The 18,519-nt window shown below is 41.5% G+C and carries 23 protein-coding genes; 10 read left to right on the forward strand and 13 right to left on the reverse strand.

Annotated elements, in window-relative coordinates:
* Nucleotides 1–16: 16 nt before the first annotated feature.
* From PF027_RS07390 to glmM, 7 genes are all read right to left on the reverse strand, one after another.
* Nucleotides 17–832, reverse strand: a complete 816-nt coding sequence (locus PF027_RS07390) for a transporter substrate-binding domain-containing protein (RefSeq protein WP_270872532.1) — start codon at nucleotides 830–832, stop codon at nucleotides 17–19.
* A gap of 96 nt (nucleotides 833–928) precedes the next feature.
* Nucleotides 929–1,600, reverse strand: coding sequence for a uracil-DNA glycosylase (gene ung / locus PF027_RS07395; protein WP_270872533.1), 672 nt, complete (start codon nucleotides 1,598–1,600; stop codon nucleotides 929–931).
* A gap of 18 nt (nucleotides 1,601–1,618) precedes the next feature.
* Nucleotides 1,619–2,782: a Na+/H+ antiporter NhaA gene (gene nhaA / locus PF027_RS07400; RefSeq protein ID WP_270858718.1), complete on the reverse strand. Its 1,164-nt coding sequence runs from the start codon at nucleotides 2,780–2,782 to the stop codon at nucleotides 1,619–1,621.
* A 52-nt stretch (nucleotides 2,783–2,834) separates the two neighbouring features.
* Nucleotides 2,835–3,266: a CopD family protein gene (locus PF027_RS07405; RefSeq protein ID WP_270858717.1), complete on the reverse strand. Its 432-nt coding sequence runs from the start codon at nucleotides 3,264–3,266 to the stop codon at nucleotides 2,835–2,837.
* Nucleotides 3,267–3,277: 11 nt separating this feature from the next.
* Nucleotides 3,278–3,670 (reverse strand): SHOCT domain-containing protein, encoded by a 393-nt coding sequence (locus PF027_RS07410; RefSeq protein WP_270858716.1) that lies wholly within the window; start codon nucleotides 3,668–3,670, stop codon nucleotides 3,278–3,280.
* On the reverse strand, nucleotides 3,667–4,119 hold the full coding sequence (gene lspA, locus PF027_RS07415; RefSeq protein ID WP_270862847.1) for a signal peptidase II: 453 nt from the start codon (nucleotides 4,117–4,119) through the stop codon (nucleotides 3,667–3,669). The genes PF027_RS07410 and lspA overlap by 4 nt, the downstream gene beginning before the upstream one ends.
* Nucleotides 4,112–5,452 (reverse strand): phosphoglucosamine mutase, encoded by a 1,341-nt coding sequence (gene glmM, locus PF027_RS07420; protein WP_270872534.1) that lies wholly within the window; start codon nucleotides 5,450–5,452, stop codon nucleotides 4,112–4,114. The genes lspA and glmM overlap by 8 nt, the downstream gene beginning before the upstream one ends.
* Nucleotides 5,453–5,602: 150 nt before the next feature.
* On the opposite strand from glmM, the gene rpsT reads away from it, so the two are divergent.
* From rpsT to PF027_RS07440, 4 genes are all read left to right on the forward strand, one after another.
* Nucleotides 5,603–5,872: a 30S ribosomal protein S20 gene (gene rpsT, locus PF027_RS07425; RefSeq protein ID WP_270858713.1), complete on the forward strand. Its 270-nt coding sequence runs from the start codon at nucleotides 5,603–5,605 to the stop codon at nucleotides 5,870–5,872.
* 10 nt (nucleotides 5,873–5,882) lie between these two features.
* Entirely contained in the window at nucleotides 5,883–6,950 is a 1,068-nt protein-coding gene (gene prfA / locus PF027_RS07430; RefSeq protein WP_270858712.1) for a peptide chain release factor 1, read from the forward strand.
* Between the two features lie 99 nt (nucleotides 6,951–7,049).
* Nucleotides 7,050–7,490 (forward strand): hypothetical protein, encoded by a 441-nt coding sequence (locus tag PF027_RS07435; RefSeq protein ID WP_270876643.1) that lies wholly within the window; start codon nucleotides 7,050–7,052, stop codon nucleotides 7,488–7,490.
* A 77-nt stretch (nucleotides 7,491–7,567) separates the two neighbouring features.
* Nucleotides 7,568–8,410, forward strand: a complete 843-nt coding sequence (locus PF027_RS07440) for a universal stress protein (RefSeq protein ID WP_270858710.1) — start codon at nucleotides 7,568–7,570, stop codon at nucleotides 8,408–8,410.
* Nucleotides 8,411–8,504: 94 nt separating this feature from the next.
* Here PF027_RS07440 and PF027_RS07445 read toward each other — a convergent pair whose 3' ends face one another.
* From PF027_RS07445 to PF027_RS07460, 4 genes are all read right to left on the reverse strand, one after another.
* On the reverse strand, nucleotides 8,505–8,798 hold the full coding sequence (locus PF027_RS07445; RefSeq protein ID WP_270858709.1) for an HIRAN domain-containing protein: 294 nt from the start codon (nucleotides 8,796–8,798) through the stop codon (nucleotides 8,505–8,507).
* 64 nt (nucleotides 8,799–8,862) lie between these two features.
* The gene (locus PF027_RS07450; protein ID WP_270872538.1) at nucleotides 8,863–10,032 is read right to left on the reverse strand and encodes a MalY/PatB family protein; all 1,170 of its coding nucleotides are present in this window, start codon (nucleotides 10,030–10,032) and stop codon (nucleotides 8,863–8,865) included.
* 1 nt (nucleotide 10,033) lies between these two features.
* The gene (locus tag PF027_RS07455) at nucleotides 10,034–10,876 is read right to left on the reverse strand and encodes a DUF3737 family protein (RefSeq protein WP_270872539.1); all 843 of its coding nucleotides are present in this window, start codon (nucleotides 10,874–10,876) and stop codon (nucleotides 10,034–10,036) included.
* A 99-nt stretch (nucleotides 10,877–10,975) separates the two neighbouring features.
* Complete coding sequence (locus PF027_RS07460; RefSeq protein WP_270872540.1) at nucleotides 10,976–11,419, reverse strand: hypothetical protein; 444 nt, start codon at nucleotides 11,417–11,419, stop codon at nucleotides 10,976–10,978.
* 113 nt (nucleotides 11,420–11,532) lie between these two features.
* Here PF027_RS07460 and PF027_RS07465 point away from each other — a divergent pair, with 113 nt between their 5' ends.
* The 6 genes from PF027_RS07465 to PF027_RS07490 all read left to right on the forward strand — a co-directional run bounded on the left by PF027_RS07465 (nucleotide 11,533) and on the right by PF027_RS07490 (nucleotide 15,071).
* Nucleotides 11,533–12,018 (forward strand): hypothetical protein, encoded by a 486-nt coding sequence (locus PF027_RS07465; RefSeq protein ID WP_270872541.1) that lies wholly within the window; start codon nucleotides 11,533–11,535, stop codon nucleotides 12,016–12,018.
* Nucleotides 12,019–12,244: 226 nt separating this feature from the next.
* Nucleotides 12,245–12,709 carry a cyclic pyranopterin monophosphate synthase MoaC gene (moaC, locus tag PF027_RS07470; protein ID WP_270872542.1) on the forward strand — a complete coding sequence of 155 codons (465 nt, stop codon included), beginning with the start codon at nucleotides 12,245–12,247 and terminating at the stop codon, nucleotides 12,707–12,709.
* Nucleotides 12,696–12,944 (forward strand): HP0495 family protein, encoded by a 249-nt coding sequence (locus PF027_RS07475; RefSeq protein WP_270872543.1) that lies wholly within the window; start codon nucleotides 12,696–12,698, stop codon nucleotides 12,942–12,944. The genes moaC and PF027_RS07475 overlap by 14 nt, the downstream gene beginning before the upstream one ends.
* 8 nt (nucleotides 12,945–12,952) lie before the next feature.
* Nucleotides 12,953–14,170: a hypothetical protein gene (locus PF027_RS07480; RefSeq protein ID WP_270872544.1), complete on the forward strand. Its 1,218-nt coding sequence runs from the start codon at nucleotides 12,953–12,955 to the stop codon at nucleotides 14,168–14,170.
* Nucleotides 14,167–14,337, forward strand: coding sequence for a hypothetical protein (locus PF027_RS07485; RefSeq protein WP_270872545.1), 171 nt, complete (start codon nucleotides 14,167–14,169; stop codon nucleotides 14,335–14,337). Before PF027_RS07480 ends, PF027_RS07485 begins: the two co-directional genes overlap by 4 nt.
* A 128-nt stretch (nucleotides 14,338–14,465) precedes the next feature.
* Nucleotides 14,466–15,071 (forward strand): hypothetical protein, encoded by a 606-nt coding sequence (locus tag PF027_RS07490; RefSeq protein WP_270872546.1) that lies wholly within the window; start codon nucleotides 14,466–14,468, stop codon nucleotides 15,069–15,071.
* A 147-nt stretch (nucleotides 15,072–15,218) separates the two neighbouring features.
* Here PF027_RS07490 and recJ read toward each other — a convergent pair whose 3' ends face one another.
* Both recJ and PF027_RS07500 read right to left on the reverse strand, forming a co-directional pair.
* On the reverse strand, nucleotides 15,219–16,796 hold the full coding sequence (recJ, locus tag PF027_RS07495) for a single-stranded-DNA-specific exonuclease RecJ (protein WP_270872547.1): 1,578 nt from the start codon (nucleotides 16,794–16,796) through the stop codon (nucleotides 15,219–15,221).
* A complete protein-coding gene (locus PF027_RS07500; protein WP_270858699.1) occupies nucleotides 16,786–18,417 on the reverse strand; it encodes a CTP synthase in 1,632 nt (543 codons plus the stop codon). The genes recJ and PF027_RS07500 overlap by 11 nt, the downstream gene beginning before the upstream one ends.
* Nucleotides 18,418–18,519: the final 102 nt, after the last annotated feature.

Here is an 18,519-nt window from a genome sequence, read left to right on the forward strand (position 1 = left end):
TTTAAAAATTTAAAGCTTAAAGTAGATTATAAATATCATCTAGCAAGAAGTATTTTTTCTCGGCTGTGCCCTTGTAATATGGGGAAATGTGGTTGTTAAACTCTGTTTCGAAAAAGCCGGTTTTAGATAGCTCCACAAGCGCAGCGTCGATTGCTTTTAGCAAATCTGTGTTGCCCTTTTGCACGCCGATTGAGTTAAACTCAGAGGCTCCGAGGTTTTTTTGTGGGACTTCGACATTTCTATTTATCACTGGAAACGCCATTACGATGATGTTTTCATCAGCATAGGCATCGCCTTGATTTTCGAGTAGCGCCCTAGCGCAGCCACCAGCGCTATCGCACTCTTTGATAGTATAGCCTTGTTTTTGGAAATATTTTTCGCCGATACTTCCTGGCATGGCTAGGATTGTTTTGTCTTTTAGATCTTTTATGCTTGTTATCGCGTCTGCTTTGCGGGTTAGGATACCGACATTTACGCTAAAATACGGGCTAGAAAAATCAGCGAGCTTCTCAGTCTCGACGGTAGGGACTAGGGTCGAGACAGCCATATCCACAGCGCCATCTTGCAACAATCTATAAGAGGTCTCATCGTTTGCAGACGCTACGAACTCCACCTTTCCCTCGCTACCTGCGAAAATCTTCGCAGCCACAGCCTCGGCTAGGGTTATTTCAAAACCCTCGTATTTGCCGTCAGTTAGCTTGCCAAATGGAGCCTCGTCATCATGGACGGCTATTAGAATTGTTCCGCTAGATTTGATTTCTGCTAGGCTTTTGGCGCAAACTCCGCTAAAAAGTAGCGCACTAGAAGTTAGTGCGAATAAAATTTTATTCATTTTTTTCCTTTTTTTTAGTGTAGATAAAAATTTAGGCGCTGATTATATACTTAAATTGTTTAATTAAATTTTAAAATACATAGTATTTTTATAAATTTACCAAAGTATTGTATTTTTACCTTTTAAAGCTAAATATTCATTGCATTTGCTAAAATGTCTGCACCCAAAAAACCCACCGCGCGCTAATGGGCTAGGGTGCGGGGCTGTGAGGATCAAATGGCGATTTGCGTCAATCAAATTTGCCTTTTTTATGGCGAAATTTCCCCAGAGCATAAAGACTAAATTTTCGCACTTTTCGCTGATTTTAGCGATTATGGCGTCTGTGAATTCGCCCCAGCCAAGCTTGGCGTGCGAATTTGGAGCACCTGCACTCACGCTTAGAGTGGAATTTAGTAACAGCACGCCCTGCCTCGCCCACGGGGTCAAATCGCCCCCACTTATGGCGCACGAGCCTATATCTGCGGCGATTTCTTTGAAAATATTTTTTAGGCTTGGCGGGATTTTTACCCCCTCTGGCACGCTAAATGCTAACCCCATAGCCTCGCCTGCGCCGTGGTATGGGTCTTGACCTATGATTACGACTTTTAAGCTTGAAAGCGGGGTTAAATTTAGGGCGTTAAAGATTAAATTTAGCGGTGGGTAAATTTGGGTAGTTTGTGAAATTTGAGCTAGATTACGCTCTAAATTTTTGAAATTTTCGCTTTGAAATTCGGCGCGCAGTAGATCTCTCCACTCGCGCGCACTAAGAAATGAGGCTAAATTTAGCACTAAATTTTGTCCCTAAATTTAGGCTGGTTTTGGTCCTACGGCCTTAGCCACGATGTATCCGACTAGACCTGAGACGATAGAGCCGATGAAAACAGCGAGTTTGTCTGTGTGATGATAAATGTCGCTTCCGCCATAAGCTAGACCATCGACAAATAGCGCCATTGTAAATCCAATACCGCAAATTATGCTTACAGCGTATAGTTGCGCCCAGTTTGCGTTTTCTGGCAAGTAGGCGATTTTGCCCTTGATAAGTAGCCAACTAAATGCAAAAATTCCAAATTGTTTGCCGAAAAATAGGCCAAGCGCGATACCCATTGGAACTGGGCCAAATAGATAGCTAGGGCTCATGCCAGCTAGGCTTACGCCCGCATTTGCAAAGGCAAAAATCGGCAAAATGAAAAAATTCACAGGATATGCAAGTCCGTGCTCCATATCTTTTAGCATTGAGCCAGAGCGAGTTTGTAGTGGGATACAAAATCCAGCCACAACGCCAGCGATTGTCGCGTGGATACCTGAATTTAGCACCATTACCCACAAAATAAGCGACATAATGACGAAAAGCAGTTTTTTATCTACCTTCATTTTATTCATTATAAACATAATCGCCACGCAAATTCCTGCGCCGATTAGGTAAGAGATATTTATCGTAGATGAGTAGAAAAGCGCAATAATCAAAATCGCGCACAAATCGTCCATAATCGCAAGTGTTAATACGAAAATTTTAAGACTTGCTGGAATTCGTTTGCCAAGTAGCGCCATTACGCCCACAGCAAAGGCGATATCAGTAGCCGTAGGAATCGCCCAGCCCTTCAAAGCCTCGCTATCGCCCCAGTTAAGTATCGTAAAGATAATCGCAGGCGCCATAACACCACCAAGTGCCGCGAAACTAGGAAGCAAAATTTGAGAAAAATGGCGAAGCTGACCTTCGATTTTTTCGCGTTTTAGCTCCAAACCGATAGCGAAGAAAAATATCGCCATTAAAAAGTCGTTTATCCAAAAGTGCATATCCTCATCGAGTTTTAGTTTGCCGATACCCATGACGATGTGCGTGTGGATAAACTCGCGGTAATACGGAGATAAAATATCGACATTTTGTGCGATGATAGCAAATACTGCGGATAAAAGGAGGATTACGCCAGCACTACTTTCGCTGGATAGGATTTTTTTGATTATGCGTTGCATGATTCTCCCTTTGAACAAATTTGTCTATTTTAGTATAAATTTCATTAAATTCTCATTGATTTGGCATGATTAACATAGCATAAAGTATGCCTATCATCAGAATCGTTGGAATTTCATTTAGCGCACGGAAATACTTGCCACTTTTTTTACAGGCGTCTTTTTCGAATTTAATCAAATAATAATGAAGCCAAAAATGATAAGCCACCATTAAAACAGCGCAAAGTAATTTTAGGTGAAAATAGCCCATTTTCATAAGTCCCGGATTTAGCAAAATCAGCATAACCGCGCTAAAAATCGTAACCGCCAAAGCTATCCAGCCGATAGCGTGATAGAGCATTTTTTCCATTTTTTTCACAACTTTGACAAAATTTGGATTGTCCAAATTCTCAGCGTGATAAACATATAGGCGCGGTAGATAAAACAGCATCGCCATCCACGAAATAAAGCCCACAAAATGGATAAATTTAAACCAATAATAACTCATTTTCCTTCCTTTCAATCTCTCATTAAAATATCTTTTCTAGCTTCAAATTCTTCCTTGCTAATCGCCCCTTTTTGGAAAAGCTCGTATAGGGCCTCTACCTTTTTAAGACGCTGTGAATAATCCTCAGCCACGCCTTCGCCAGCTTCTTCGTTGATATCCTCGACCCAAATTCCTACGAAAAATAGGTCAAAAAGCACCCAAAGAAGCCAAATCGGCAAAATCACAAGCCCTAGCAAAAAATACAGCGTAAAAATCCCAGCCCAATACAGCCCGATTTGCGCAAATCCACTGACAAATTTACCACAATAAATTCTATGCAATCCCCCGCCAATAGGAAGTCCCACAGCCCACGAAAAAGCTCCGGCAAACCACAGCGCATACGCGATATAATTGTTTCTTTTCAAATTTTGCCTTTCTTTGAAATTTTCAAATTTTGCCATAAAAATATGACAATCGCCAAATCAATCATCACATCGGCAAAGTTAAAAACCGCAAATTCAAACCATTTGTGCCACGCCACATAATCCACAACTCCGCCGTGGATAAAGCGATCTAGCACATTTGAAACCCCGCCTCCAAGCAAAATGCCAAAAGGAAGCCAGTGCGCGTTAAAAAGCTCTTTTTGGCTAAAAACATACCACGCCAAAAGCGCGATTAGCCCAAGCTGGATAAATTTCAAACTCTCGCCCAAAAAAGCTAACATCGAAAACGCTACGCCTCTATTAAAGGTCAGTATCAGCGAAAAATACTCACCCTCCCACGAAAAACCATTTAAAAATATAAATTTTATAAATTGATCAAGTGCCAAAACAAGCGTAAAAATCAGGACAAATTTAACAAATTTTCTAGTCATTTAACGCTTTTTTGAAAAATTTTTCTGCTTCGTTTGCCCATTTTTCCAGAGCTTTTGCATTTTTGCCCTCAAAAAGCAAACGGATCAAATTTTCCGTGCCAGAGTAGCGAAACAGCGTGCGAATTTTATCTTTTTTGATCTCTTCTTCAAGCTCTTTTAATCCAGCGATTTTTTCAAGCGGTTTTTTGGTCGTAATCTTTAAATTTCGCAAAATTTGCGGATACGGCTTGATTAAATTTGCTAGCTCGCTCGCTTTTTTATTCATACCGAGCATACACGCTGCAAATTGAAGCGCAGACGCGATTCCATCGCCTGTTTTAGCATAATCGCCAAAAATCACATGTCCGCTTTGCTCGCCACCGAAATTCGCCTTTTTCTCTTTCATCATTTCTAGCACAAATTTATCGCCCACACTGCATCTATGCACAGCGATTTTGTGCTTTGCCAAGAAATCATCAAGTGCGCCGTTACTCATCACGGTTGCGATAATTTGGTCGTTTTGAAGCTTGCCAAGCTCTTTTAAATACAGCGCCAAAACGCCAAGCAAAATATCTCCGTGTAAAATTTGACCGCTATCATCGACTACGACTAATCTATCAGCGTCCCCGTCGAAGGCAAATCCCACATCAGCGCGCAATCTTTTTACTTCGCTTGCCAAATTTTGCGGAGCCAAGGCGCCACAATTTTCGTTGATATTTTTTCCATTTGGCTCATCGCCTAGGACTATCACTTCTGCGCCAAGCTCGCTAAACACCGTCGGAGCGACCTTGTAGCTTGCGCCATTTGCGCAATCAAGCACAATGCGAAGTCCATGCAGGGTTTTGTTTTTTGGAAATGAATTTTTAAGCTGGACGATATATCTGCCAATAACATCATCGACGCGCCTTGCCACGCCGATTTCCATCATTTGTTTTCTAGCCTCGGCGATTAGCTCGTCGCTATAATAAATTTTTTCAATCTCGGCTTCCTCTTTTTCGTCGAGTTTAAAGCCCGTGTGATCGAAAAATTTAATGCCGTTATCATAGTATGGATTGTGTGAAGCGCTTATCATAATTCCGCCATCACAGCGCATATCCTCTGTCAAAAACGCGATTGCTGGGGTCGGCATAGGGCCGATTTGGCGGACATTGTATCCCACGCTAGTAAGTCCAGCCACAATCGCAGTTTCTATCATATAGCCACTTCGCCTAGTGTCTTTACCGACTAAAATCATATTTGTAACGGAATTTTTCCTAAAATAAATTCCAGCCGCCATAGCTAGTCGCATAGCAAGTTCAGCTGTCAAAAACTCGCCTGCTCTGCCCCTGACGCCGTCAGTTCCGAAAAGTTTCATAAATTTAATCCTTTATAAATCAAAATTCTCGCAATATTAGCAAAAAAAGTTTAATAATCGAATTTCTTTTAAAAATTGCTTAATTTCAGCAACGCTTAAAATTTTTGTAGTATAATCACGAGTTTAATATTTTCATTTAAAGGGATAAAAATGGCAAATCACAAATCAGCCGAAAAACGCGCTAGACAAACTGTGAAAAAAACAGAGCGCAATAGATTTTACCGCACAAGAGTAAAAAACATGACAAGAGCGGTAAGAGAAGCAGTAGATAGTAAAGACCTAGCAGCAGCCGAGGCAGCGCTAAAAGTAGTTAATCAAAGCTTCCACGCTTTCGTTAGCCGTGGATTTTTGAAAAAAGAAACTGCAAGCAGAAAAGTTAGCCGCTTGGCAAAACTAGTAAATACACTAAAAGTCGCATAATTATCATTAAATGTTAGCCCAAAAATTACAACCCTTTTTAGACCGATACGAGGAGCTTTCACGGCTCCTTAGTGATCCAGGTATCGCAAGCGATATTTCAAATATGACAAAGCTTTCCAAAGAGCAAAGAGGTATCGAGCCGATAAAAAACGCCGCAGATAGGTATATAAAGGTTGTCGCTGATATCGAGGAAAACAAAAATTTATTAGGCGATCCTGAGCTTGGCGAGCTTGCCAAAGAGGAGCTTAAAAATTTAGAACTCGAAAAAGACGAACTCGAAGAGCAAATCAAAATTTTACTTCTTCCAAAAGATCCAAATGATGATAAAAATATCTTCCTTGAAATTCGCGCCGGAACCGGTGGCGACGAGGCTGCGCTTTTTGCGGGGGATTTGCTAGGAGCATATTTGCGTTATGCTGAACTTCGTGGCTATAAATGCGAAATCGTAAGCCAAAGCGAAGGAAGCGTGGGCGGTTTTAAAGAAGTTATTTTGCTTGTTAAGGGCGATGGGGCGTATTCAAGGCTTAAATTCGAAGGCGGCACACACAGAGTCCAAAGAGTGCCTGAAACCGAAAGTCAAGGACGCGTGCATACCTCTGCTATCACGGTTGCTGTGATGCCTGAAATCGAAGATAGCGAAATCGAAATCAAAGATAGCGATTTGCGTATCGATGTCATGCGTAGCTCGGGGCATGGCGGGCAGTCTGTAAATACCACTGATAGCGCCGTTCGTATCACCCATATACCAACAGGTCTAGTCGTAACCAACCAAGACGGCAAAAGCCAACACAAAAACAAAGAAGCTGCGATGAAAGTGCTAAAAGCTAGGCTTTATGACTTGCAAGAGCAAGAACGCCTAGAAAAAGAGCGCGCCGAACGAAAAGATCAAGTCGGCACAGGCGATAGAAGCGGTCGAATTCGCACTTACAACTACCCACAAAACCGCATTAGCGACCACCGCATAAATTTAACACTTTATCGCTTAGACGCGATAATGGCTGGCGGGCTTTTTGATGAAATCATCGATCCGCTCATCACAAACGCACAGGCCGAAGCGATTGCAAACGCAGGGCTGTAAAGCTAAATTTATCTATAAATCAAATTTAATCAAAATTTTATCTGTTTTTAATGGGGAGAGCTATAATCCCCTTTTTAAATTTTAAAAAAAGGAAATTTTATGGGAATTTGGCAAAAAACTTTTGGCGGGTTAGACAAGGCGTATTATTTTAGACATTTTATCTTTGGCGCAGTTTTGGCTGTGATTTTGATCTGGGCGCAAAGCTACTCGGCAGAAAGTATGAGCGCAAGGACCGGCAAGGAATTTGCTGGCATGGATTTTTTCATCTATGTATTTTATGCGATTTGCGCGCTTTTGTATCCGTATGCGAGATTTGTGTATGAAAGTATCGTAAATTTCATCATCGGAAACAACTTTTTTATCGTAAATGCCGTGTTTTTGCTCATTTGGAAACTTGTAGTTATGATAGTGCTTTTTGCGTTTTCTATCATCATCGCACCCGTTGGCCTAGCGTATCTATACTACTATCACACAAAAAACCGCACATTTGACGAAAATTCAAGCGATTATTTTGAATTTATAGAAAAAGGCGATGAATAATAAAAAATAGCGAAATTTAAACGAAATTTATTCTAAATTTTGCTATTCTCTTTCGAATTTTAATCAAAAGGATAGCTATGAGCAAAAAAGTATTTATCTGTGTTGATGAAAATGCGCTTTTAAAACCTGTTTGCGATTATGGAATCTACACTGCAAAGCGTCTTGACGCCGAGGCTGTGTTTATCCATGTGATCGAAACCCCAGAGCTTGGTCAAAATTTTTACGGACTTGCAGCTGGCGGGATAGTTTTGGGCGAAAATGATATGGTAATGTCGCAGTATGGGGCGTTTGACGGCAAAGACAACGAAGTAGATGAGAGCAAAATCAAAGCATGGCTAGATAAATGCGTAGATGAGGCAAAGGCTCAGGGCGTGAGCGCTAGCGCGATTTTGCGCGACGGCGATTTTATCGAAATCATCGAAGAATACAAAGACGAGGCTAGAATTTTCGTGCTAGGCATAAAGGGCACAAACAGCGAAGATGTGGGCTTTAACGCAACTATGCTGATTAAAGAAATGAAAGTTCCAGCCCTTTTGGTAAATAAAGATTTTAGCCCAATAAACTCCGTGCTTGTGGCATTTGACGGCACAGAGGCTGCGCAAAAAACTCTAAATTTCACAAAAGAGGCCAAGCTTCTAAAAGACGCGAAAAAATATGTCATAAATGTAAATAACGACGCCGAGGAATCGCAAAAAACGCTTGAAATCGCAAGAGAAATTTTAAAGGGCGAAAACGCCGAATTTGTAAGCGTCTCAGGCGATGTGCCAGGCGATGAGATCATCAAATATCGTCGCGCCAACAACCTCGATTTAATCGCGACTGGCGCATTTACGAAGAGTTTTTTCAAAAAGCTTTTTGTAGGAAGCGTTTCAGAGGATATCTTGCACAACGCTCTTGTGCCGATTTTAGTTCTAAGTTAAAATTTGGGGCAAATTCGCCCCAAATTTACCAAATTTCTTTAAATTTCAAAATTCTATCAAATTTCAAAATTTCACCAAATTTTGCGCCTAAATTTTAGCCCTTAAAACGGCAAATCACGCCCCGCTCGCTCGCAAATAAAACTTTACCTTTTGCCTTTTTCTTAAATTTATCGTAAAGCCTACCTGCACTCATGCTCTCGCCAATGACAGTTTTAGTGCTGTTTGCGACATAGCCGATTTTACCAAAACCCTCCAATTTCACGACGATTGCCTCGCGGTCGTATTTATTATCTGGCTCTTTTTCGAGATTTACGACCATATTTTCCTTCAAAAATTCCCACCCATAGTAGAAATTTAGCCCAGTGATTGTGAAATAAATCTTTTTCATTTCGCGCTCCTTTCCTAAAATTTCCACTATTTTAGCGTGAAATTTTGACATATTATGTCGAAATTTAAATTTGTCCTTCCCACAAATCAAGCGCAGTTTTTAGCCTAGATAGACCATCAATCACATTTTTGCGCGAAGTTGCGATATTTAATCGCAAAAATTTCTCTCCGCCCTTGCCGTATTGCGCGCCATGGCTTAGGAAAAGCCCTGTTTTTTGGCGGATAAAATTAGCTAATTTCGTGCCCTCATCGCAATACTCGCTTACATCAAGCCACATTAAATATGTCGCATTTTGCGCTACGCTACGCACTTTTGGCAGTTCGCGCGCGATAAATTCATTGGCAAAAGCTCGGTTTGCGCTCACATACGCTCTCATCTCTTCCAACCACGCTTCGCCCCGCTCAAACGCACAAATCGCCGCAATTAGCCCAAAAAAGCTAGGCTCTGCGATATCATCGCCATTTAGCGCACGACTGACTTTTTTATGCAGTTTTGGATTTGGGGTAAAAACAGCCGCTGTTTGCAAACCAGCGATATTAAACGCTTTTGTCGCAGCTATGATATTTGCGCTTAAATTCGCACAAACCTCGCTAGCAGCGGCAAATGGAGTGTAATTTACACTGGGCTCAGTGATATCGCAATGCACCTCATCGCTGATGACGATGACGCCGTATTTTTCGCACAGCTCGCCAATTCTCATTAGCTCGTCCTTGCGCAATGTCCTGCCGATAGGATTGTGCGGATTACAAAGCAGTAATAGCGATGTTTGCGGGTCTTTTAGGCAAAATTCCAAATTTCCCCAGTCGATGAAATACTCGCCCTCTTCGTATCTAAGCTCGCAAGAAAGGGTATTTCTACCCATATTTTTAATGCAGTAAAAAAAGCAGTTATAAACAGGCGTTAGGATTACGACATTTTCTCCGGGCGCGCTAAGCTTGCGAATTAGCGAATTTATCGCTGCTAGCGTGCCACCAGCGTAAGTTAGAGAGCCTTTTTTGATTTCGTAATTATGGCGCCTTTTCCACCACGAAGTATAGGCGTTTTCCCACTGCTCATCTAGCACGCTATATCCATACACGCGCTCTTCTAGGCGATTTTTTAATGCCTCATAAATCTCGGGTGCTACGGCAAAATCCATATCCGCAACCCACATTGCAAGCTCGCCCTCACCTACTTCCCATTTTAGCGATTTTGTGCCAGCTCGGTTTGGCAGATTGTCAAATTCATACGCCATTTTATGCCCTTAATTCAGTGATAATCTCTGTTTTGCTCGCGTCTGTCGCGCCGTCTTGGATCAGCTCGCGGATTTTAGCGGCTTTGATTAGCCCTGAGCGCGGGTTTTTCACGCTGTCGATTTCGCCGATGATTTCGGCATGCACATCGCTAAATTCAAACGCCAAGGTCGTGTTTATGAGCTCGCAGTTTTCTAGGCGCAAATTTTGCATATAGCAAAATCCTTGCAGGCTTTCGATTTTGCAGTTTTTCAGAGTGACATTTTTGGAATTCCAGCCAAAATACTCGCCCGCGATGAAACAATCCTCGATTAGGATATTTTCGCAGTTCCAAAACGCATCTTTGCTAAGAAGTTTTGAATTTTTGATTTTCACATTTTTGCAGCCGTCAAAGCAATAATCGCCAAAAAGATTTAAATTTTGTATTTCTAAATTTTGGCAATCAAGCCCGAAATAAGGGCCTTTTGCGCTGATATTTTTAAGCACGATATCCTCGCAATGCCACAGGGTTTCTAGCGCGTCAGTGAATTGAATATTTTCTAATCGCGCATTTTTCACTCTGCGAAGCCCCTTTGGCGCGCCATAAACGCAATCGCTTAGCCTTAAATTTTGGCTATACCAGATACCTGCGCGCGCGATTTCATCGAAAAGGCAGTTTGAGATTTCGATATTTTTCGCATACCAAAACGGATATTTCCACTCAAATTTTGAGTTTTGCACGATTATGTCAGAGCTCTCTTTCAGCGGTGATTCGCCGTCGCAAAAAACAGAATTTTCTATTTTTAATTTTTTCGCGCCAAAAAGCGCTCTTTCACCACTAAATCGCATTTGTTTTAATGTTTGCATAAATTTTCCTTGTGATAAATTTACCTTTTTATACCAAAATTTTTAAAATTTTAATAGAACAATATTGCAAATTTCTTGCCTAATTATGCAAAATTTGATTTATTTGTGTTTTGGCGTTTTGCGCAAATCAAAATAGATAAAATGTCCTGTGCTTTCGCCGTTTTCGAAAATTTCGAGTTTGTAGCGCATAATAGGGCTGTGGCAGGCTGCGACCATGATTTTAGCATGGTATGAGCCGTCGTTAAAGCGCGCAAGCGGGCTTTCGAAATTTCCCATATTCATGCTAATTCCTTTGATTTTTAGGGTTGGATTTTTTAGCTCGCGCAAAATCCCGCTTACCACAACCTCGCTCTCGCTCATCGCTACAATCGGCGCTGGTATGATTGTAAAGCTCGCACTCTCGCCACCTGCATTGCTAAGGCACGAGGCTGTGTTTAAATCGCACGGCAAGGAAATTTTAGTATCCCCAAATAGCTTGTCGCTATCCTCATTTGCGTGAGTTAAACCGCATAAAATCGCCAAAACAAGATAAAATTTTTTCATTTTTTCTCCTTGAAAATTTTTGCGTAATTTTAGGTAAAAAAGGTAAATTTTAATGATTGTTATTAAAATTTTGCTAAAATATCAGCCAAATTTTTAATGATAGGAGAGCTATTATGGATTTAAACGCACTTATGAAAATGGTTTCTGCGCTAAAAAGCGACGAGGGAAATGTCAGCAATTTCCAAGCAAACCCTACTGCATTTATCGAGAAATTTCTAGGCGTCGATCTGCCTGATGATCAAGTAAATGCCCTAATCGCCGGCGTTAGCAATAACTTTTTAAAAGGCAACACTGCAAATGCTATGAGTAATGGCGGCGGCAGCGATATGATTGGAGCTGTGCTAGGCGGACTTTTAGGCGGTGGAGAGAGAGCAAACGCAAACTCAGTAGATAAATCAGGCGTAGATTTTACTGCGCTTATCGGCAAGCTTGCTGTGGCGAAATTTGACACAAACGGCGACGGCAAAATCGATATGAACGATCTAGGCGGGATACTCGGCAATATCATTGGTGGCGGAAACAAGGCTGGTTTTGGCGCAGATAATGGTGGGCAAGCTGGGCTTGATCTTGGCACATTGATGAAAATGTTCAAAGTCTGAAAATAAAAAAATATGCGAAATTCCTAAATTTCGCATATTAAAATATACTTAAATTATCATTTTTATATCACATATTAATCATTTATTTACCAAACTAGTAGTATAATCCCCCTGTCCGACAAGATAAAAACCTCCTTTTTGTATTTGCCTAGGCTTTCGGGTCTAGGCTTTTTTTATGCCCAAAAATTTGCTATAATCCCGCCAAATCAAATTCCAAGGAAAATCAATGCTAACACACATAGACGAAAACAATATGCCACGCATGGTTGATGTCAGCGCCAAAGACGACACCCAGCGTGTAGCCACAGCCAGCGGGATAATCCACCTAAACGAGGCTGCATTTCGCGCAGTCAAAGAAGGCGATGGCAAAAAAGGCCCCGTGCTTCAAACCGCCGTTGTAGCGGCTATCATGGGGGCAAAAAAGACAAGCGAACTAATCCCAATGTGCCACCCGCTAATGATAAATTCGGTAAAAACGCAAATAACAGAGCTTCCTAGTGCGTTTAAATTATCAGTCACCGTGAAAATCACAGGCAAAACAGGGGTCGAAATGGAGGCTCTAACCGGCGTGAGCGTGGGCTTACTAGCCATTTATGATATGGTTAAAGCCGTGGATAAATCAATGCGCATTTCAGACATAATCTTAGAGCGCAAAGAGGGTGGCAAAAGTGGCGTGTATGTTAGAGAGTAAGCCCGTAATCGCCTATCCGACGCAGTGGAAATACAAGGTCATCATCGAGTGCGCCACGCAAAAAAAAGAAAAGATTGACGAGGTTTTAGCTAGCGAGGAATACAGCCTGAAATTTTCGAAATTTTCAAACGGCGGAAAATACGCAAGCTTCGATATTTCGGTCTTGGTAGCCAGCGAGGCTCACAGGCTGGGCGTTTTTGAGAAATTAAAGAAAAATTTTAAATTTGTATTATAGGAGAGAGTATGAAAGAGGAATTAGTAGCGAAATTTGGCGAGAATTTACGCAGCGCAAGCGAGGCGCAAATTACTGAAAGTATCGAAAATTTGGCATTTTTAGCGTGCGAAAGCGAATTTAGGAATTTAAGCAAAGATGAGAAAACCGCTAAATTTGCGACCCTTACTAGCGCACTTTGCGCCCAGCTAGGTGAGCTTGAAATTTTAAACAAATCAAACGCCAAATCTGTCATAAACGGCGCAAAAAAGGCACTTTGCGAAGAGGGCGAAAAGGAGCTTTATAGCCTGTTTTACGAATACGACGATTTGCGCAAAAAAATCCTAGCCTCACAAAGAGAGCTTTTAAATTTAGTCGAAAACGGCTACGAAAAAATCGAAAATTTGCTCCCAAATTTGGGCGAAAATGAGAAAAATATAGTCTCTGACGCTCTTGGCGAGCTTAGCAAAAACTCGCTTTTGCTTGCCGATGTTTTAAAAGAAGCTAGCGAAATGGCGTTTATCAGCGTGCTTGAAAATGGCGATGATATCGAGGATACGGCGCATTATACGGCGAAAAATATCGCATTTTACGCTATTAGCGAGGGCGAATTTACCCGCTTCCGCCTAAAAGAGATAGCCAAACTCATCATCGAAAGCGCGATTTTCGTAGCAAACGAGAGCAAAAACACTGCCCCTGCACTAATTCGTGGAGCCGTGCTTGGCGTGTATGATGCGATCACCAAAGTGGCTGAAAAATACCTAGACGATATGAGCGTGAGCCCTGATGAGAGCGTGCAGACCTTGGAGCAAAAAAAGGCGCAAATCGCCCAGACTAGCGACATTTTCACAGCTGTTTTAAGCGACGCAATCTCTCGCGCTGGTGAGCCAGCCAAAAGCGAAATCGAAAAATTAGCGCAAGAGGAATTTGGCGGATATTTGTCGAAATTTAAGAAAATTTATGGCGAGCTTGGCGAGGTGCTAAGCGATAAAATCAGCGAAATGAAATTTGGCGAAAAGGCCAAGGATCTAAGCGCGCAATGGAAGGAAAAGGGCGAGAGGATTATCGAAAATTTCGAGCTTGATGAGAAATTCGGTAGCTTTAAAAAGGAAATGAGCGAAAAGCTTAGCGAAATCAAAACGGATATGGCGAAAAATATGAGCCAAAAAGCGCGTGAAATCAGCAAAAAAGCCTATGAAAGCGCACTCGATGCACTTGCTAAGATGAAAAACAAAGGCGAGAGCAAATGAGGGGCGAAAATAGCACCTATCCGCTAATGGGAACGAGATTTGTCCTTGACGAGGAAAAAATCCTGCGCGAGGGCAAATACCGCCCAAAAACGCTTTACGCACAGATTGATAAAATCGCCAAAGAGTGCAATATGCAAAAGCAGGATAAAAAGATAAATTTGAACTAATAAATTCGCTAATTGCTACCATAGAAGCAAAATCAGAGCTACAAGCTCATATACTAAAATCAAATTTCACGCTTAAAAAGCTTGGCTTAATTACAAGCCAAAGCAAAGCGTGTGAGTAGGTGGGGAAAATGGGGAATTTAAGTGATAATCTAAATGAGCGAAAAGAAAAAACTCGTGAAAAACTGGTGCATAGTGCAATTTGGGTTAGTTATACGATTTTGGCTTTGCACATTTTTGTATTGCCACACGATGTATTGGATAAAGTCCCATTTCTTGCACCATATACGGAATTTATGAAGTATAATTTGCCTTTTATACGCCAAATTTCGCTTCGTATTTCAAATTTGCCACAAGTTGGAATTTTATATGCGTCAAACATGATAATATTGGCGGTATTATATGCTATACCTATTTTAAAAACAGGTTATCCTTATTCAAAATATTCAAATTCTTGGGCGTGTAATTCTATAAAAAATGAAAAATTTTTTAATATACTTTTTATTTGTATTGTGACTTTTTGTGTCGCAAGTTATATTTTATACACTATGAATTCTGGCGAAATTTTTGATACGAATTTACACGGCGCCCCAAACAGCGACAATATAAACTCCAAGATAGGACTATTTGTAAGACTTTATATTTTATTTTTTGGTCTTGTTTTAATTTATACAATATTTTTGAGAACACTATTTTTAGAATTTAAAATTTTAATCAAATTTCTATTTAAAGGATAAATTATGGATCAAAATTCAACAAACAACACTCCGTCTAATGAAGAAGAGGGAAATGAGGATTTGATTGAAGATATAGCAGAGGTAAAACAATGGAAAAAATCCTAAATTTGGGCTAAATTCACGCTAAATTTAACCCAAATTTCATGCCTACTCAGCCGGACTCATCTGCTTTATCACAAGTTCTGGCGAGATTACACTTCTGAAATTATTTTTATTTATGCTAAAAATCAAATCCACTCTCTGATTTTCGCGTGGCAAAAAATCATAGTTAAACCACAGCGCCTCGACGCTGGCGCCGTTTTTTTGGATACTCATTTTGATATGTTTGCCCTCTTTGCCGATTTGGCGCACATTGCCCACACTCGCGCCACAGATATTAAAGACAGGCTTTGGATTTTTCTGCCCGTAAGGCTCGAAAAATTCCAAAATTTCAAGCAGTTCAAAGTCGATTTGCGAAACTTCTAGCTCTCCTAGCAAATCGTCCGCCGCCCTGAAATCCTCCAAATCATCAGGCGTGATTTTCGCATTTACCCTGCGCCTAAATTCCTCCAAATTCGCAGGCTCAATCCCCACACCAGCTGCACCCTTATGCCCGCCATAGGTGGTTAAAATTTCAGCCTGCGATGAGATTAAATTTAAAATATCAAATTTCCCCACGCTCCTAGCGCTTCCCTTGGCGCGGTCCTCATGCACGCTAAAAACAATCGCTGGTTTTTTGTAAGTTTTGCTTAGGCGCGAAGCCACGATTCCGATAATCCCCTCGTGCCACTCATCACCCCAAACCACGATGATATTGTCGTCTTCGTTGATACTTTGCGCGATTTGCTCGTAAAGGGCCTTTTCCTCCTCTTTGCGAGAGTTGTTGATGTGATCTATCATTTTTAGGTATTGATTTGCCTCTCTGATATCGCGCGCACACAAAAATTTATACGACATCGTCGCATCGTCCATGCGCCCCGTGCAGTTAATCAGCGGAGCAATCGTGTAGCTAATATCGTCGAATTCGAAATGTTTTTTGAAATAATGCTCTTTAATCGCCTTAAAACAAGCCCGATTTGAGTTGTTTAGCTTTTTGATACCATAGCGCAAAAGCGCCCTATTCATATCTCTAAGCTCCATCATATCGGCGATTATGGCGATAATTAGGATATCCATTAGACTAGACATATCGTAATTCACGCCAAGGGTTTCTTTAAGCGCGCCCACTAGATACCACGCGACCTGCGCCCCGCAAATTTCGATATTTGGGAAGGTGCAGTCTGGTTGTTTTGGATTGACGATAGCGTAGGCTTCTGGCAGGACGGGTGGAGGCATGTGGTGATCTGTGATGATTAAATCAATGCCCTTTTTAGCGCAAATTTGCGCTGCTTCTATCGCCGAAGTGCCGTTATCAACGGTAACTATCAGCCCGATACCCTCTAATTCATCGATTATTTCGTTATTTAGTCCGTATCCGTCAGTGAAGCGGTTCGGGATTTTTATGACATAATCTGCGCCGATTTGGTTAAAAAAGTCGCTCATAATCACGGTGCTTACGATACCATCGACATCGTAATCACCCACGACTGCTATGCGTTCATTTTCATCAATGGCAGTTTTTATACGCAATGCAGCCTTATAGATATCTTTGAGCTGGCTTGGTAAGGGAATTTCACTAAGTTTTGTATGTTTATCATTTGCAAACCTCGATTGTAAAATTTCCCTTACTTCGTTTTTACCTAACATTTTTAATAGAAGCTTCGATAAAGCCCAAAATCGCAGGATTTGGGCGCACTAAGCGACTAGTAAATTCTGGGTGAAACTGCACACCTAGAAAAAACGGATGATTTTTTAACTCTACCGCCTCGATTAGGCCGTTTGATTCGCCACATACGATCAAACCCTCTTTTTCAAATTCGGCTCTGTATTCAGGATTTGCCTCGTATCTGTGTCTGTGGCGCTCTCTAATGGTCTTTGCGCCATCGTAAATTTTGGCTAGCAGTGAGCCTTTTTTGGTATCGCAGTCGTATCCGCCAAGGCGCATAGTCCCACCTAGCGGGCTTTTGTGCGTGCGGATTTGTTTTTTGCCACTTGCGTCGATAAAGCTATCAATGAGATAAATAAGCGGACTTTTGGTATTTTCGTCAAATTCGATTGAATTTGCGTCCTTTATGCCTAGCACATTTCGTGCAAATTCGATTATACATAATTGCATACCAAGGCAAATGCCCAAAAACGGCACTTTGTGCGTCCTAGCGTAATTTATGGCTAAAATTTTGCCCTCTACGCCACGCACGCCAAATCCCCCAGCTACTAGCACGCCATTTACATCGCTTAGCATTTCATCTAAATTTGACTCTTCTATTTTTTCACTATCAATCCATTTGAGATTTACCCTAGTATCCAGAGTAGCCCCTGCGTGGATAATGCCCTCGGTTAGGGATTTGTAGCTCTCTTTGAGGTCGATATATTTGCCTACAAATGCGATTGTGGTCTCATTAGTCGGAGCGATTACGCGCTTGACTAGGCTGTCCCATTTGCTCATATCTGGCTTTAAAACGCCCAAATTTAGGAAGCTTGCAATCGGCTCTAAAATTCCTTGGCTCATAAATGCGAGTGGAATTTGATATATGCTTTGGCTATCTGGGCTTTCGATGACGCAGTTTTTATCCACGCCACAACTTAGCGCGATTTTGTCCTTTAAATTTCGATTTAAAGGCATTTCCGAACGGCAGATTATCATATCAGGACTGATACCGATACGGCGCAACTCGCCCACACTATGCTGGGTTGGTTTGGTTTTTAGCTCGCCAGCGACCTTGATATATGGAACTAGCGTTAGGTGGATATTCATGGTGTTTGCGCGCCCAAGCTCCACTCTCATAGCCCTTATCGCCTCCAAAAATGGCAAGCCCTCGATATCGCCTACGGTTCCGCCGATTTCGACGATTAAAATGTCATTGTCTTCGCCCGCTTTTTTGATACGGCGCACGATTTCGCCCACGATATGCGGGATTACTTGAATAGTCTTGCCTAGATAATCCCCCCTGCGCTCGCGCTCGATTACTGCGCTATAAACTCTGCCTGTGGTGAAGTTGTTATCTTGGCTTAAATTTTCGTCCAAAAATCTCTCATAATGTCCCAAATCAAGGTCAGTTTCAGCCCCGTCATCAGTGACAAAAACCTCTCCGTGTTCTAGCGGGCTCATAGTGCCTGGATCGACATTGATGTATGGATCTGCTTTTAGCATGCGAACTTTTAGCCCCGAGTGCTTCAAAAGTGTCGCAATCGATGCCGCCGCAATACCCTTGCCAAGGGAGCTTAAAACGCCACCCGTCACAAAAATATACTTCGTTTGTTTTGACATAGAAATATCCTAAATTTTGATTTTGATTAATGGCGAAATTATATCTTTGTTTTGGTTAAAGATAGATAATTTAAAATTTTATTATTTTTGGTTACAATGTCT

This window comes from Campylobacter sp. VBCF_01 NA2 (assembly GCF_027797205.1).
Taxonomy (GTDB): Bacteria; Campylobacterota; Campylobacteria; order Campylobacterales; family Campylobacteraceae; genus Campylobacter_B.